This window comes from Pseudomonas sp. LF020, assembly GCF_053456425.1.
Window position 1 is genome coordinate 275,459 of the sequence record NZ_JBRFIX010000007.1, and the last position, 15,895, is coordinate 291,353.

13 protein-coding genes are annotated in these 15,895 nt (G+C 61.1%); 1 reads left to right on the forward strand and 12 read right to left on the reverse strand.

Going from position 1 to position 15,895, the window contains the following annotated elements; all coding sequences use genetic code 11:
- The first annotated feature begins 721 nt into the window (after positions 1–721).
- Positions 722–1,186, forward strand: a complete 465-nt coding sequence (locus ACU680_RS18480) for a GNAT family N-acetyltransferase (RefSeq protein WP_448180203.1) — start codon at positions 722–724, stop codon at positions 1,184–1,186.
- Positions 1,187–1,376: 190 nt separating this feature from the next.
- On the opposite strand, the gene nuoN is transcribed toward ACU680_RS18480, so the two are convergent.
- The 12 genes from nuoN to ACU680_RS18540 form a co-directional block, all read right to left on the reverse strand.
- Entirely contained in the window at positions 1,377–2,840 is a 1,464-nt protein-coding gene (nuoN, locus tag ACU680_RS18485) for an NADH-quinone oxidoreductase subunit NuoN (protein ID WP_027614660.1), read from the reverse strand.
- Between the two features lie 7 nt (positions 2,841–2,847).
- Positions 2,848–4,380, reverse strand: a complete 1,533-nt coding sequence (gene nuoM, locus ACU680_RS18490; RefSeq protein WP_007964863.1) for an NADH-quinone oxidoreductase subunit M — start codon at positions 4,378–4,380, stop codon at positions 2,848–2,850.
- A gap of 39 nt (positions 4,381–4,419) precedes the next feature.
- On the reverse strand, positions 4,420–6,273 hold the full coding sequence (gene nuoL, locus ACU680_RS18495) for an NADH-quinone oxidoreductase subunit L (RefSeq protein WP_007964862.1): 1,854 nt from the start codon (positions 6,271–6,273) through the stop codon (positions 4,420–4,422).
- On the reverse strand, positions 6,270–6,578 hold the full coding sequence (gene nuoK, locus ACU680_RS18500) for an NADH-quinone oxidoreductase subunit NuoK (RefSeq protein ID WP_003180046.1): 309 nt from the start codon (positions 6,576–6,578) through the stop codon (positions 6,270–6,272). Before nuoK ends, nuoL begins: the two co-directional genes overlap by 4 nt.
- A 3-nt stretch (positions 6,579–6,581) precedes the next feature.
- Entirely contained in the window at positions 6,582–7,082 is a 501-nt protein-coding gene (gene nuoJ / locus ACU680_RS18505; RefSeq protein WP_003223793.1) for an NADH-quinone oxidoreductase subunit J, read from the reverse strand.
- 9 nt (positions 7,083–7,091) lie between these two features.
- On the reverse strand, positions 7,092–7,640 hold the full coding sequence (nuoI, locus tag ACU680_RS18510; RefSeq protein ID WP_003223795.1) for an NADH-quinone oxidoreductase subunit NuoI: 549 nt from the start codon (positions 7,638–7,640) through the stop codon (positions 7,092–7,094).
- Positions 7,641–7,651: 11 nt separating this feature from the next.
- A complete protein-coding gene (nuoH, locus tag ACU680_RS18515; RefSeq protein ID WP_007964859.1) occupies positions 7,652–8,659 on the reverse strand; it encodes an NADH-quinone oxidoreductase subunit NuoH in 1,008 nt (335 codons plus the stop codon).
- Positions 8,656–11,370, reverse strand: a complete 2,715-nt coding sequence (gene nuoG / locus ACU680_RS18520; RefSeq protein ID WP_448180204.1) for an NADH-quinone oxidoreductase subunit NuoG — start codon at positions 11,368–11,370, stop codon at positions 8,656–8,658. Before nuoG ends, nuoH begins: the two co-directional genes overlap by 4 nt.
- Positions 11,371–11,506: 136 nt before the next feature.
- Positions 11,507–12,862 carry an NADH-quinone oxidoreductase subunit NuoF gene (nuoF, locus tag ACU680_RS18525; protein ID WP_041073222.1) on the reverse strand — a complete coding sequence of 452 codons (1,356 nt, stop codon included), beginning with the start codon at positions 12,860–12,862 and terminating at the stop codon, positions 11,507–11,509.
- Positions 12,859–13,356: an NADH-quinone oxidoreductase subunit NuoE gene (gene nuoE, locus ACU680_RS18530; RefSeq protein WP_003223804.1), complete on the reverse strand. Its 498-nt coding sequence runs from the start codon at positions 13,354–13,356 to the stop codon at positions 12,859–12,861. The genes nuoF and nuoE overlap by 4 nt, the downstream gene beginning before the upstream one ends.
- A gap of 2 nt (positions 13,357–13,358) precedes the next feature.
- On the reverse strand, positions 13,359–15,143 hold the full coding sequence (gene nuoC, locus ACU680_RS18535; protein WP_448180205.1) for an NADH-quinone oxidoreductase subunit C/D: 1,785 nt from the start codon (positions 15,141–15,143) through the stop codon (positions 13,359–13,361).
- Between the two features lie 69 nt (positions 15,144–15,212).
- Complete coding sequence (locus ACU680_RS18540) at positions 15,213–15,887, reverse strand: NuoB/complex I 20 kDa subunit family protein (RefSeq protein WP_003223809.1); 675 nt, start codon at positions 15,885–15,887, stop codon at positions 15,213–15,215.
- Positions 15,888–15,895 lie beyond the last annotated feature (8 nt).

Consider the following 15,895-nt stretch of genomic DNA (forward strand, 5'->3'; position numbering starts at 1 on the left):
ACGTGCGTCGGCGTGGTTTTATTGTTCGACGGGGCAGGGCCCGCCGGCATTGGTCGCCGGTCACATCGTTGCAAGCTGCGGATAACGCCAAGGTGATGGGGCAATTACAATTTCGTCATGTGGTTGTATGGATTGTGTGAGCGCCACAAAAACTTGTGGGAGCGAGCCTGCTCGCGAAAGCGGTGGGCCAGTCGCTAAAGATATTGAATGTGCCGACGCCTTCGCGGGCAAGCCACGCTCCCACAGTAATCCAGGGTGGGCACAGGGGCTGTGAAAGACACGTAACCTGTGGGAGCGAGCTTGCTCGCGAAAGCGGTGAATCAGTCGCTGAAGATATTGAATGTGCCGACGCTTTCGCGGGCAAGCCACGCTCCCACAGTAATCGAGGGTTGGCACAGGGGCTGTGAACGACACGTAACCTGTGGGAGCGGGCTTGCCCGCGAAAGCGGTGGGTCAGTCGCTGAAGATATTGAATGTGCCGACGCTTTCGCGGGCAAGCCACGCTCCCACAGTAATCGAGGGTGGGCACAGGGGCTGTGAACGACGCGTAACCTGTGGGAGTGAGCCTGCTCGCGAAAGCGCAGGGGCAGGCAATGAAGATATTGAATGTGCCGACGCCTTCGCGGGCAAGCCACGCTCCCACAATGATCCACATTTGTGCGGAAATGGCTGTTACCTTCGCAGGTTCATTCCCGTCCGCACATGGCTCATGGAGAGAGAAATGTTCGACATCAGAAGAGCCACCCCGGACGATGCCCGGATAGCGTTCGACATTCGGCGACAGGCCATCCAACATCAATGCATCGGTGCCTACAGCGAGCAACAGATACTCGAGTGGACCAAGGGTTGCGCTGAGGACGGTTACGACACGCTGATGCAAAAGCATTTCTATCTGGGCTGCATCGAGGATGAACCCGTGGCAACCGGCATGCTCGATCTGGAGCACCGGGAAATCGGCGCGATCTTCATTCGCCCGGATGTCATGCAGCGTGGGCTGGGCAAGCGTGTTCTGTTCTTTCTCGAAGATTTGGCGCGGGATCTCGGGCTGACCGAGGTGTGCCTGGACGCAACATTGAATGCGGTCGACTTTTATCGTCGCTGCGGTTATGTCGGGGAGGAGAGTGCGGTTTATCAATCACCTTCAGGCCTGCAACTGGCCTGCGTGCCGATGGTGAAGAAACTGTGATGCCATTGTGGCGAGGGAGCTTGCTCCCGCTGGACTGCGTAGCAGGCCCCGCTTCTCAGCTGAACAGCGGGGCCGCTTCGCGTCCCAGCGGGAGCAAGCTCCCTCGCCACAGGTTATTTATTGCTACATGGAATCCGTAAAACAAAAACGGCACCCGAAGGTGCCGTTTCCGTTTCCAGCCAGCCGAATATCAGCCCGCCAGACCCGCCTGCTGAACCAGAGTCAGCAATGGCTGCGGGTACACACCCAGGAAGAACGCGACCACGGCGATGGCCAGCAGCATTACGCCACCTGCCTTCTGTTCCCAGTGCAGCTGGGCGTCGTGGCGACGCAGGTTCGGTTCGATCAGGTACAGGGTGACCATCACGCGCAGGTAGTAGAACACGCCGATGGCGCTGCCCAGTACCAGCGAGCCGACCAGCCACCATTGGTGCGACTCGACACCGGTGGCGATGATGTAGAACTTGCCGATAAAGCCAGCGGTCAGCGGGATACCGGCCAGGGACAGCATCATCACGGTCAGTACGGCGGTCAGGTACGGACGACGCCAGAACAGGCCGCGGTACTCGTACAGCGCATCTGCGTCGCGACCGTTGTATGGCGAGGACATCAGGGTGATCACGCCGAACGCGCCAAGGCTGGTGATCACGTAGGTGACCAGGTACACGCCGATGGCTTCCACCGCCAGACCCTTGCTCGCCACCAGCGCGATCAGCAGGTAGCCGAAGTGCGCGATGGACGAGTAACCGAGCAGACGCTTGAGGTTGCTCTGGGTCAGGGCCAGCAGGTTACCGAACAGGATCGAGGCGACGGCGATCACGCTCAGCACGTCGCTCAGTACGCCACTGCTCGCGGCAGGGGAGATCTGGAACAGACGCACCATCACCGCAAACACGGCAACCTTCGACGCCGTGGCGAGGAATGCGGCGACCGGCGCAGGAGCACCTTCGTACACGTCCGGCGTCCACAGGTGAAACGGAACCAGCGACAGTTTGAACGCCAGACCGATCAGCATCATGCCCAGGCCCAGCTGAGCCAGCGAGCTCGGCAGGTTGGTGGTGGCCAGTGCCTGACCGATACCGTTGAAGCTCAGGGTGCCGGCGTCAGCGTAGAGCAGCGCCATACCGAACAACAGGAACGCGGAACCGGCGGCCGACAGCACCATGTACTTGATGCCGGCTTCCAGCGAACGCTTGTTGAAGAAGGCATAAGCCACCAGACCGTAGACCGGTACCGACAGCAGTTCCAGACCGATGAACAAACCGGCCAGGTGCTGCGCGCTGACCAGAACCAGACCACCGGCGGCGGCCATCAGGATCAGCAGGTACAGTTCTTCACGGTTGCCCGGGTAACCCGAACCGCCATCGCCGAGGTAGGCGTGGGCGAGGGTCACACAGGCGAGGGTGGCGACCAGGATCAGCGCCATGTACAGGCAGGCGAAGGTGTCGATCTGCAGCAATGGGGTCACGGCCAGAGGCGCGACTTTCAGGGCTGGCAGGATCGACAGCAAGGCCAGGTTCAGACCGGCGACCGAGATCAGGAAGGTCTGCGAGTGGTTGCGGCGCCAGGCGATTGCCAGCATCACCACGATAATGGTGAGGCTGGTGATCAACAGTGGCGCAAGCGCAATAAAGTGTTGAATCGTGAATTCCATAGCGCTCTTACCGGGCCGAAGCGAGTTGAGTGAAGGCGGTGCCGAGCCACTGCTGCACGCCATGCATCGTGGCGGCGGAAGTGTCGAGGAACGGTTGCGGGTAGACGCCGAGGTAAACCAGCAGCACCGCAAGGCCCAGCACCATGATCAGTTCGCGACCGTCCATGCCATGCAGGATCGAATCCGATTTCGACGGACCGAAGTAGGCACGGTGGATCATGATCAGCGAGTAGACCGAACCGAACACCAGACCGGAGGTGGCAATCGCAGTGATCCATGGCGCACTGGCGAACGTACCGATCAGGATCAGGAACTCGCCGACGAAGTTACCGGTTCCCGGCAAGCCCAGGGAAGCGGCGGCGAAGAACAGGCTGATCGCCGGCAGGTAAGCGATACGCGACCACAGACCGCCCATCTCACGCATGTCACGAGTGTGCAGACGCTCGTACAGCTGACCGCTGAGGATAAACAGGGCCGCGGCCGACAGACCGTGCGCCAGCATCTGGATCACTGCACCCTGCAGTGCCAGTTGGCTGCCGGAGTAGATGCCGATCAACACGAAGCCCATGTGGGAAACGGACGAGAAGGCGATCAGACGCTTGATGTCGGTTTGCGCGAAAGCGAGGAATGCACCGTAGAAGATCCCGATCAGACCGAGGGTCATGGCGATCGGCGCGAACTCGGCCGAGGCATTCGGGAACAGCGGCAGGGCGAAACGCAGCAGGCCGTAGGCCGCGGTTTTCAGCAGGATACCGGCGAGGTCGACGGAACCGGCAGTCGGCGCCTGGGCGTGGGCATCAGGCAGCCAGGAGTGGAACGGCACCACTGGCAGCTTGACCGCGAAGGCGATGAAGAAGCCGAGCATCAGGATGTACTCGGTGGTCATCGACATCTTGGTCTTCAACAGGTCGGCGTAGTTGAAGGTAATCACGCCAGTGTTGTTGAAGTTGACCAGCACCAGACCGAGGATCGCCACCAGCATGATCAGGCCGGAAGCCTGAGTGAAGATGAAGAACTTGGTCGCGGCGTAGATCCGGGTTTTCTTGCCGTCCGAAGAACTGTGACCCCAGAGCGCGATGAGGAAGTACATCGGCACCAGCATCATTTCCCAGAAGAAGAAGAACATGAACAGGTCGAGGGCGAGGAACACGCCGACAACGCCGCCCAGGATCCACATCAGGTTCAGGTGGAAGAAGCCAACGTGACGCTGGATCTCTTTCCACGAGCAGAGTACCGAGAGGATACCCAGCAGACCGGTCAGCAGGATCATCAACAGCGACAGGCCGTCGAGGGCCAGGTGCACGTTGATGCCGAAGCGCTGGATCCAGACGTGCTTGAACTCAAGCGCCCAGGTCGGATCGGCGCCAGGCGCCGGAGCAAATGAATAGTCACCGTGGGCCCACAGCCAGAGGCCGAGGGCGAGTTCCAGGGTCATGGTCAACAGCGCAATCCAGCGGGGGAGGGTAGCGCCGAAGCGCTCACCCATCCAGCACAGCAGGCCGCCGATGAAGGGGATCAGGATTAGCCAAGGCAGAATCATGACGGGCTCGTTTCCTTTCGCAAATTCGCAAGGTTCATATCAGACCGCTACCAGCACGATGGCGCCGATTACCAGCACGGCACCAGCAGCCATCGAGGCGGCATACCAACGCAGTTGACCGGTCTCGGTGCGGCTCAGGGCGGTGTGACCACCCTTGGCCATACGCGGGATCAGACCGATGGTCTGGTCGAGCGGGTCTCTGCGCAGTACATGGCTGATCGCAAGGTACGGCTTGACGAACAGTTTGTCGTAGATCCAGTCGAAGCCCCAGGCAGCGAACCACCAGGCCGAAAGGAAACGGCCGATGCCGCTGTTGGCGATTGCCGTTACGAAGCGACGCTTGCCGAGGAACAGCAGGGCCGCCAGCAGGATACCGGCCAGAGCGATGGCGCCCGAGGCGATTTCCAGACTGTGTTTGGCTTCGCCACCGGCATGGCCAACGCTTTCAGGCAGTACGCCATGCAGTGGCGGCACGATCATGGCGCCGACGAAGGTCGACAGCACGATCAGTACCGACAGCGGCAGCCAGTGCGAGATGCCGTGGCCGGCGTGGGCTTCGGTCTTGGCTTCACCGTGGAACGTGATGAAGATCAGGCGGAAGGTGTACAGCGAAGTCATGAACGCGCCGACCAGGCCCGCGTAGAGCAGACCGTGGTTGCCGCTGGCGAACGCTTCCCAGAGGATTTCGTCCTTGGAGTAGAAGCCTGCGGTGACCAGTGGCAGGGCGGCCAGTGCAGCACCACCGACGATGAAGCTGGCGTAGGCCAGTGGCAGTTTTTTCCACAGACCGCCCATCTTGAAGATGTTCTGTTCGTGGTGGCAGGCAACGATCACCGCACCGGAAGCAAGGAACAGCAGGGCCTTGAAGAAGGCGTGGGTCATCAGGTGGAAAATCGCGCCATCCCAGGCGCCAACGCCCAGCGCCAGGAACATGTAGCCGATCTGGCTCATGGTCGAGTAGGCGAGGATACGTTTGATGTCGGTCTGTACCAGAGCGGCGAAACCTGCGAGAACCAGCGTCACACCACCGACGATGCCGACCAGGTGGAGGATTTCCGGCGCCAGGGTGAACAGACCGTGGGTACGGGCGATCAGGTAGACACCGGCGGTCACCATGGTTGCAGCGTGGATCAGTGCCGACACCGGGGTCGGGCCAGCCATCGCGTCCGCGAGCCAGGTTTGCAGTGGCAGTTGCGCCGATTTACCGACCGCACCACCCAGCAGCATCAGGGTCGCCAGGGTGATCCAGAAGTCGCCGACCTGGAATTTCTGCGGTGCCAGCACCAGCAGTTCCTGGATGTTCAGCGTGCCCACTTGCTGGAACAGGATGAACAGGCCGATGGCCATGAACACGTCGCCGATCCGGGTCACGATGAACGCCTTGAGTGCGGCGTTACCGTTGTTGCGGTTGCTGTAGTAGAAACCGATCAACAGGTACGAGCACAGGCCCACGCCTTCCCAGCCGAAGTACAGGAACAACAGGTTATCGCCGAGTACCAGGAACAGCATGCTGGCGATAAACAGGTTGGTGTACGAGAAGAAGCGCGAGTAACCCGCTTCACCGCGCATGTACCAGGACGCGAACAGGTGGATCAAGAAGCCTACGCCCACCACCACGCCGAGCATGGTGATCGACAGGCCATCGATGTAGAGGGCGAAGTCAGGCTTGAAGCCTTCGACCGCCATCCACTTCCACAGCACCAGGGTGTAGTGACCGCCCTCGGGAGGCGCGACGTTGAATTGCCAGATGACGTAGGCGGCGACAATCGCCGACAAGCCAATGGAACCCACGCCGATCAGCGCCGAGAGGTTTTCCGACCAGCGTCCACGGGAGAACGACAGCAGCAGGAAACCGATCAGAGGGAATACAAAAGTCAGAAAGATTAGGTTCATCCGCGCATCTCACTGGCAGCGTCGATATCGAGCGTGTGGAAGCGGCGATACAGTTGCAGCAGGATCGCCAGACCAATACTGGCCTCGGCGGCTGCCAGGCTGATCACCAGGATGAACATGATCTGTCCATCCGGTTGCGCCCAGCGGGCGCCCGCAACGATGAAGGCCAGGGCAGAGGCGTTCATCATCACTTCCAGACTCATCAACACGAACAAAATGTTGCGGCGGACCATCAGGCCGACCAGACCAAGGCAGAACAGGATCCCGGCAACGGCCAATCCATGTTCGAGAGGGATAGCAGGCATGTCTTACTCCTTCGCCTCGTTACGGCCCAAATGGAACGCCGTGACGGCTGCGGCGAGCAGCAGCATCGAGGCGAGTTCGACCACCAGCAGATACGGGCCGAACAGGCTGACGCCCACGGCTTTTGCATCGACGGTGGTGTGGCCGATGGCCTGACCGCTCTGGTGAGCGAACAGCACATACAGCAGTTCGGCCAGCAGCAGGGCGGCGAGAATCACCGGCCCTGCCCAGATGCCGGGCTTGAGCCAGGTGCGTTCCTGCTGAACCGAGGCCGGGCCCAGGTTCAGCATCATCACCACGAACACGAACAGCACCATGATGGCGCCGGCGTAGGCGATCACTTCCAGCACGCCGGCGAACGGCGCGCCGAGTGCGAAGAAGGTCATGGCCACGGCGATCAACGAGATGATCAGGTAGAGCAGGGCGTGCACAGGGTTGGTGTTGGTGACCACACGAAGCGTGGACACCACCGCAATACCCGATGCGAAATAGAAAGCGAATTCCATCGTTCTTCCTTAAGGCAGCAAGCTCTTCACGTTGATCGGTTCGGCTTCGTTCTGTGCGGAGCCTTTCGGCTTGCCAGCGATTGCCATACCTGCAACACGATAGAAGTTGTAATCAGGGTTTTTGCCGGGGCCGGAGATCAACAGATCTTCTTTCTCGTACACCAGGTCCTGACGTTTGAACTCGGCCATCTCGAAATCCGGGGTCAGCTGGATCGCGGTGGTCGGACAGGCTTCCTCGCAGAGACCGCAGAAAATGCAGCGCGAGAAGTTGATACGGAAGAAGTCCGGATACCAGCGACCGTCTTCGGTTTCAGCTTTCTGCAGCGAGATGCAACCGACCGGGCACGCCACGGCGCACAGGTTGCAGGCTACGCAACGCTCTTCGCCATCGGGGTCACGGGTCAGGACGATGCGACCACGGTAGCGTGGCGGCAGGTAGACCGGCTCTTCCGGGTATTGCAGGGTGTCGCGCTTGCGAAAGCCATGGCCGAAGACCATGACCAGGCTGCGCAACTGGGTACCGGTACCCTTAACGATGTCGCCAATATATTTGAACATGGGTCAAATCCTCACTGAACCGCAACCGCAGGTGTGTTCCACAACACAACCGCAGCGGTTATCAGCAAATTGATCAGGGTCAGTGGCAGGCAGAATTTCCAGCTGAAATCCATCACCTGGTCATAACGCGGACGCGGGATCGAAGCGCGCAGCAGGATGAACAGCATGATGAAGAACGCGGTCTTCAGTGCGAACCAGACGAAGGACAGTTGCGGCAGGATGCCGAACGGACCGTGCCAGCCACCGAAGAACAGGGTGACCAGCAGCGCCGAGATCAGGATGATGCCGATGTATTCACCGACGAAGAACATGCCCCATTTCATACCGGCGTATTCAATGTGGTAACCGTCGGCCAGTTCCTGTTCCGCTTCCGGCTGGTCGAACGGGTGACGGTGAGTCACGGCCACACCAGCGATGAAGAAGGTACAGAAGCCGAAGAACTGCGGAATGATGAACCACAGGTTCTGCGCCTGGTACTCGACGATGTCGCGCATGTTGAACGAGCCGACCTGCACCACGATGCCCATCAGGGCCAGGCCCATGAACACTTCGTAGGACACGGTCTGCGCCGAAGCACGCAAGCTGCCGAGCAGGGCGAACTTGTTGTTGCTCGACCAGCCGGCGAACAGCACCGCGTAGACCGACAGACCGGCCATGGCGAAGAAGAACAGCAGGCCGATGTTCAGATCCGCCACGCCCCAGGTCGGGGTGATCGGGATGATCGCGAACGCGATCAGCAGGGCGGACATCGCCACCACCGGTGCCAGGGTGAAGATCACCTTGTCGGCAAACGGCGGGGTCCAGTCTTCCTTGAAGAACATCTTCAGCATGTCGGCGGCGATCTGGAACATGCCGAACGGGCCAACGCGGTTCGGACCGTAACGGTCCTGCCACCAGCCCAGCAGGCGACGTTCGACAAAGCTGAGCAACGCGCCTGCGACCACAACGGCCAGCAGGATCACGATGGCTTTGATGACCGTCAGGATCACATCGATCACTTCAGGGGTGAACCAGGTCATTGCGCTGCCTCCTGCAGACCGTCGACGGACACGCCGGCGAATGCCGGCGGAATGCCGGCGATGCCCGCAGGCAAGGCCACCAGACCAGCGCCCAGTTCTTCATTGATGCGCAGCGGCAGACGCAGGGTCTGGCCGGCCACGTTCAGGCTCAGCAGGGCACCGTCGTTGACGCCCAGGCGATCCGCTTCGGATTTGGCCAGCGCCACGTACGGAGCCGGAATGCGCTCTTGAACCGGCGCGGCTTTCGACGAGTTTTCGTCGCTGCCGAACAGGTGGTAGAACGGCACGGCCTGCCAGGTGCCCGGCGCCGGGTTGAATGCGCGCGGAGCGGCTGCGAACCAGTTCAGCGAATCACCGGTGCTTTCGATCAGGCGGGTGCCCGGGTCGCCAGCACGCAGGTGACCACCGACTTCGTCCTGGAATTTGTTCCAGGCTTGCGGCGAGTTCCAGCCCGGCGACCAGGCGAATGGCACTTGCTGACGCGGTTCGGTCGAGCCCGAGTAACCTTCCATGGAGAAGGCGAACGCGGTGTCTTTGTCCTGCGGGGTGCGCGGTTCGTGAACGCTGATGTCGGCGCGCATCGCGGTGCGACCGGAGTATCGCAGCGGCTCACGCGCCAGTTTCAGACCCTTGATACGGAACGCGGCAGACGGCGCGGCATCGACGATGCGCGCCAGTTGCTCGGTGCTTGACGCCACGGCAGCGGTGACGTGGTCGAGTTGCGTCCAGTCGATCGGCTGGTTCAGCAGGGTCGAGCGCAGGGCGTGCAGCCAGCGCCAGCCTTCGTGAACCAGGATGCTCGCATCCATGTATTGCGGATCGAAAACCTGGAAGAAGCGCTGGGCGCGGCCTTCCTGGCTGACCAGCGTACCGTCGCCTTCAGCGAAGCTCGCCGCTGGCAGAACCAGTTGCGCGCGGTCGGTGGTGGCGGTTTTCTGGTGGTCGGCAACGATCACCACTTTCGCAGCGTTCAGCGCGGCATCGACCTTGGCTTTCGAGGTGCGGGTGTACAGATCGTTTTCCAGCACGACGATGGCGTCGGCTTGGCCGTCGATCACGGCTTGCAGCGCCGCGTCGACCGATTCGCCACCGAGCATGGCGAGGCCAAGGCTGTTGGCTTCCGGCACGATCAGGCTGATCGAGCCGTTCTTCTCGCGCAGCTTCAGGGCTTTGGCGATGTTCGCCGCGGCTTCGATCAAGGCTTTGGAACCCAGCGAAGTACCGGCGATGATCAGCGGGCGCTTGGCCGCGAGCAGGGCGTCGGCGATGCGCTTGGCCAATTCCAGTGCTTCCGCGTCCAGACCTTCAACGGCCGGGGCGCTGGCGTCCAGGGCGTGAGCCACGGCGAAACCGATGCGCGCCAGATCGTCCGGGGCTGCGTGAACGCATTCTTCGGCGATGTCGTCGAGCTTGGTTTCGGCCAGGCTGGCGATGAACAGCGGGTTCAGTTCGTGCTGACCGATGTTCTTCACCGCAGCGTCGAGCCACGGCTGTACGCGCATGGCTTCGGCCATGTCTTCGGCCTTGCCTTTTACCGACTGACGCAGAGCCAGGGCCATACGGGCGGCGGTCTGGGTCAGGTCTTCACCGAGGACGAACACGGCGTCGTGGTCTTCGATGTCGCGCATGTTCGGCACGGGCAGCGGGCTGTCTTTGAGCACTTGCAGAACCAGACGGATGCGCTCCAGTTCGGAGGCCTCGATACCGGAATAGAAGTGCTCGGCGCCCACCAGCTCACGCAACGCGTAGTTGCTTTCGAGGCTGGCGCGTGGCGAGCCGATGCCGACGATGTTGCGCCCGCGCAGCAGATCAGCGGCTTTATCCAGCGCAGCGTCGACGCTCAGCTTGGTGCCGTCGGCCAGCAGCGGCTGACGTGGACGGTCGGTGCGGTTGACGTAGCCATAACCGAAACGGCCACGGTCGCACAGGAAGTACTGGTTCACCGATCCGTTGAAACGGTTTTCGATGCGACGCAGTTCGCCGTAACGCTCGCCCGGGGAGATGTTGCAACCGCTGGAGCAGCCATGGCAGATGCTCGGCGAGAACTGCATGTCCCATTTACGGTTGTAGCGCTCGGAGTGCGTCTTGTCGGTGAACACACCGGTCGGGCAGACCTCGGTGAGGTTGCCGGAGAACTCGCTTTCGAGGGTGCCGTCTTCAACGCGACCGAAGTACACGTTGTCGTGGGCGCCGAATACACCGAGGTCGGTGCCGCCGGCGTAGTCCTTGTAGAAACGCACGCAGCGGTAGCAGGCGATGCAGCGGTTCATTTCGTGGGAAATGAACGGGCCCAGTTGCTGGTTCTGGTGGGTGCGTTTGGTGAAGCGATAACGGCGCTCGTTGTGGCCGGTCATCACCGTCATGTCTTGCAGGTGGCAGTGACCGCCTTCTTCGCACACCGGGCAGTCGTGCGGGTGGTTGGTCATCAACCATTCGACAACACTGGCGCGGAACGCCTTGGATTCTTCATCGTCGATGGAGATCCAGGTGTTGTCGGTGGCAGGGGTCATGCAGGACATGACGATGCGACCACGGGTGTCGTTCTCGTCGGTGTACTGCTTGACCGCGCACTGGCGGCAGGCCCCGACGCTACCAAGCGCGGGGTGCCAGCAGAAATAAGGGATGTCGAGGCCCAGCGACAGACATGCCTGTAACAGGTTGTCTGCCCCGTCGACTTCGAGCGCTTTGCCGTCTACGTGGATAGTGGCCATGGTTCAAAGGTCTTCGTTGGCCCGGTGTCAGCGGGCGTGGCTAATGGAATCTTGTTATCCGTCCGAATCCAGTCAGCCCCGAAAGGCGTCATCGGACGAAAGGCGAAGGGCACGGACCCTTCGCCTTTTTAAGCGTTTACGCGCCGATTACGATCGGCCTTGCCAGAGGCGGGACGGCGGCGCTTGCAGGCGCGATACCGGCTTCGAACTCTGGACGGAAGTATTTGATGGCACTGCCCAACGGCTCCACGGCACCCGGTGCGTGAGCACAGAAGGTCTTGCCTGGGCCGAGGAAGCCGACCAGACCCAGCAGGGTCTCGATGTCGCCTGGCTGACCGCGGCCTTCTTCGATGGCCATCAAGAGCTTCACGCTCCATGGCAGGCCATCACGGCACGGGGTGCAGAAGCCGCAGGACTCGCGGGCGAAGAACTGCTCCATGTTGCGCAGCAAGGAGACCATGTTGACGCTGTCGTCCACTGCCATCGCCAGGCCGGTACCCATCCGGGTGCCTACTTTGGCGATGCCGCCGGCGTACATCTGTGCGTCGAGGTGTTCCGGCAACAGGAAACCGGTACCGGCGCCACCTGGCTGCCAGGCCTTGAGCTTGTAACCGTCGCGCATGCCGCCGGCGTAGTCTTCGAACAGCTCGCGGCCGGTGACGCCGAATGGCAGTTCCCACAGGCCCGGATTCTTGACCTTGCCGGAGAAGCCCATGAGCTTGGTGCCCATGTCTTCACTGCCTTCGCGGGCCAACGATTTGTACCAGTCCACGCCGTCGGCAATGATCGCCGGCACGTTGCACAGGGTTTCGACGTTGTTCACGCAAGTCGGTTTGCCCCACACGCCGACGGCGGCAGGGAAGGGCGGCTTGGAGCGCGGGTTGGCGCGGCGGCCTTCGAGGGAGTTGATCAGTGCGGTTTCTTCACCGCAGATGTAACGCCCGGCGCCGGTGTGCACGAACAGTTCGAAATCGAAGCCGCTGCCCAGAATGTTCTTGCCCAGCAGGCCCGCAGCCTTGGCTTCTTCCACGGCACGATTCAAATGCTTGGCGGCGGTGGTGTACTCGCCACGCAGGAAGATGTAGCCACGGTAGGTTTTCAGCGCGCGGGCACTGATCAGCATGCCTTCGATCAGCAAATGGGGCAGTTGCTCCATCAGCATGCGATCTTTCCAGGTGTTCGGCTCCATCTCGTCCGCGTTGCACAGCAGGTAGCGGATGTTGATGGATTCGTCCTTGGGCATCAGGCCCCACTTCACGCCAGTGGGGAAGCCTGCACCGCCGCGGCCTTTGAGGCCGGCGTCTTTCACGGTCTGGACGATGTCGTCCTGAGCCATGTCGGCGAAGGCCTTGCGCGCAGCGGCGTAACCGTTCTTGGCCTGGTATTCGTCGAGCCACACGGCCTCGCCGTCGTCACGCAGACGCCAGGTCAGCGGGTGAGTCTCGGCCGAACGCTTGATGCGGTTGGCGGGACCGAAAGATGTCAGGGTCATACGTAGCCCTCGAGCAGTTTGGCCACGCCGGCAGGCTGCACGTCGCCAAAGGTGTCGTCGTCGATCATCAGCGCCGGTGCCTTGTCGCAGTTGCCGAGGCAGCAGACAGGCAGCAGGGTGAAACGACCGTCGGCGGTGGTCTGACCCAGGCCGATGCCCAGATTGTTCTGGATCTCGCTGACCACCGACTCGTGGCCGCCGATGTAGCAGACCATGCTGTCGCAGACGCGAATGATGTGACGGCCAACCGGCTGACGGAAGATCTGGCTGTAGAACGTCGCCACGCCTTCAACGTCGCTGGCCGGAATGCCGAGGATCTCGCCGATCGCGTACAGGGCGCCATCCGGCACCCAGCCGCGCTCTTTTTGAACGATCTTCAGGGCTTCGATCGACGCCGCGCGCGGGTCTTCGTAGTGATGCAGCTCGTGCTCGATGGCCGAGCGCTCGGTTTCACTCAAGGTGAAACGGTCTGTCTGGATAAGCGTGCTGTTCATGCTTAGCGGTCCACGTCGGCCATAACGAAGTCGATACTACCCAGGTACGCAATCAAGTCCGCGACCATGCTGCCTTTGATCACCGAAGGGATCTGTTGCAGGTGCGGGAAGCTCGGAGTACGGATCCGGGTACGGTAGCTCATGGTGCCGCCGTCGCTCGTCAGGTAATAACTGTTGATGCCCTTGGTCGCTTCGATCATCTGGAAGGATTCGTTGGCCGGCATGACCGGGCCCCACGAAACTTGCAGGAAGTGCGTGATCAGGGTTTCGATGTGCTGCAGCGTGCGCTCTTTCGGCGGCGGCGTGGTCAGCGGGTGATCCGCCTTGTACGGGCCTTCCGGCATGTTGCGCAGGCACTGGTCGATGATCTTGATGCTCTGGCGCATCTCCTCGACGCGGACCATGCAGCGATCGTAGGCATCGCCGTTGGCGGCCAGCGGTACTTCGAATTCGAAGTTCTCGTAGCCGGAGTATGGACGCGCTTTACGCAGGTCGAAGTCGCAACCGGTCGAACGCAGGCCGGCACCGGTGACGCCCCATTCCAGGGCCTCTTTGGTGTTGTACTGCGCGACGCCGATGGTCCGACCCTTGAGGATGCTGTTCTGCAGGGCAGCCTTGGTGTACTCGTCGAGGCGCTTTGGCAGCCATTCAACGAAGTCTTTCACCAGTTTGTCCCAGCCGCGCGGCAGGTCGTGGGCAACGCCACCGATGCGGTACCAGGCCGGGTGCAGACGGAAACCGGTAATGGCTTCGATCACCGTGTACGCCTTCTGGCGGTCGGTGAAGGTGAAGAACACCGGGGTCATGGCGCCGACGTCCTGGATGTAGGTGCCCAGGAACAGCAGGTGGCTGGTGATCCGGAAGAACTCGGCCATCATGATGCGGATGACGTCGACCTTCTCCGGGACCTTGATGCCGGCCAGCTTCTCGACCGAGAGCACGTACGGCAGGTTGTTCATCACGCCGCCGAGGTAGTCGATACGGTCGGTGTACGGGATGAAGCTGTGCCAGGACTGACGCTCGGCCATCTTCTCGGCGCCACGGTGGTGGTAACCGATGTCCGGTACGCAGTCGACGATCTCTTCACCATCGAGTTGCAGAATGATGCGGAACGCACCGTGGGCCGAAGGGTGGTTCGGACCCAGGTTGAGGAACATGTAGTCCTCGTTGGCCCCGGAACGCTTCATGCCCCAGTCTTCAGGACGGAAGCGCGCGGCTTCTTCCTCAAGCTGCTGCTTGGCGAGGTTGAGGCTGAACGGATCGAATTCGGTGGCGCGCGCCGGGAAGTCCTTGCGCAGCGGGTGACCTTCCCAGGTCGGCGGCATCATGATGCGCGACAGGTGCGGGTGGCCTTTGAAGTCGATGCCGTACATGTCCCAGACTTCACGCTCGTACCAGTTGGCGTTCGGCCAGATGCTGGTGACGGTCGGCAAGCTCAGGTCGCTTTCGGACAAGGCGACTTTGATCATCACGTCACTATTACGCTCAAGCGACATGAGGTGATAGAACACGGTGAATTCGGCGCCCGATGGCAGCCCTTGACGCTTGGTGCGCAGGCGCTCGTCCACGCCGTGCAGGTCATAGAGCATGACGTACGGCTTGGGCAGGTTGCGCAGGAAGGTCAGGACTTCGACGAGTCTGGCGCGCGCCACCCACAGCACCGGCATGCCGGTGCGGGTCGACTGAGCGGTGAACGCTTCGGCGCCAAAACGGTTGTTCAATTCGACGACCACATCCTGGTCGTCTGCCTTATAAGGCGGGATGTACAGAGCGCTGCCTGTAGTCATGGTTATTTTTTCGCTTTCGGTCAACGTAAAGAATGAAGCCAGCTTCTCGTTTCTTTGAAACAGACTGGATCAGACTTCGTCAGGGCTGCGCAGGTTGGTGACTGCGATTCGCTGTTCGCGGCGCTGTTCCTTCTGCGATGGCATGTCGGCGCGATAAACGCCTTGGTCGCCAACGACCCAGGAAAGCGGACGACGCTCCTGTCCGATCGATTCCTGCAACAGCATCAAGCCTTGCAGGAATGCTTCCGGACGAGGCGGGCAGCCAGGTACGTAGACGTCCACGGGCAGGAACTTGTCCACCCCTTGAACCACGGAGTAGATGTCGTACATGCCACCGGAGTTGGCGCACGAACCCATGGAGATAACCCACTTCGGCTCGAGCATCTGCTCGTAGAGACGCTGAATGATCGGCGCCATCTTGATGAAGCAGGTACCGGCGATAACCATGAAGTCGGCCTGACGCGGTGATGCCCGGATCACTTCGGCGCCAAAGCGCGCGATGTCGTGGGGCGCCGTGAAGGCGGTGGTCATTTCCACGTAGCAGCACGAAAGGCCGAAGTTGTACGGCCACAGGGAGTTTTTACGCCCCCAGTTGACCGCGCCACTCAGCACGTCTTCGAGCTTGCCCATGAAAATGTTTTTGTGGACTTGATCCTCTAACGGATCGGAAACGGTTTCCCGTTCGCCGATCGGATACTGCTCGTTAGGAGCATCGGGGTCGATTCTGGTGAGATTGTATTGCATTGCCAAAG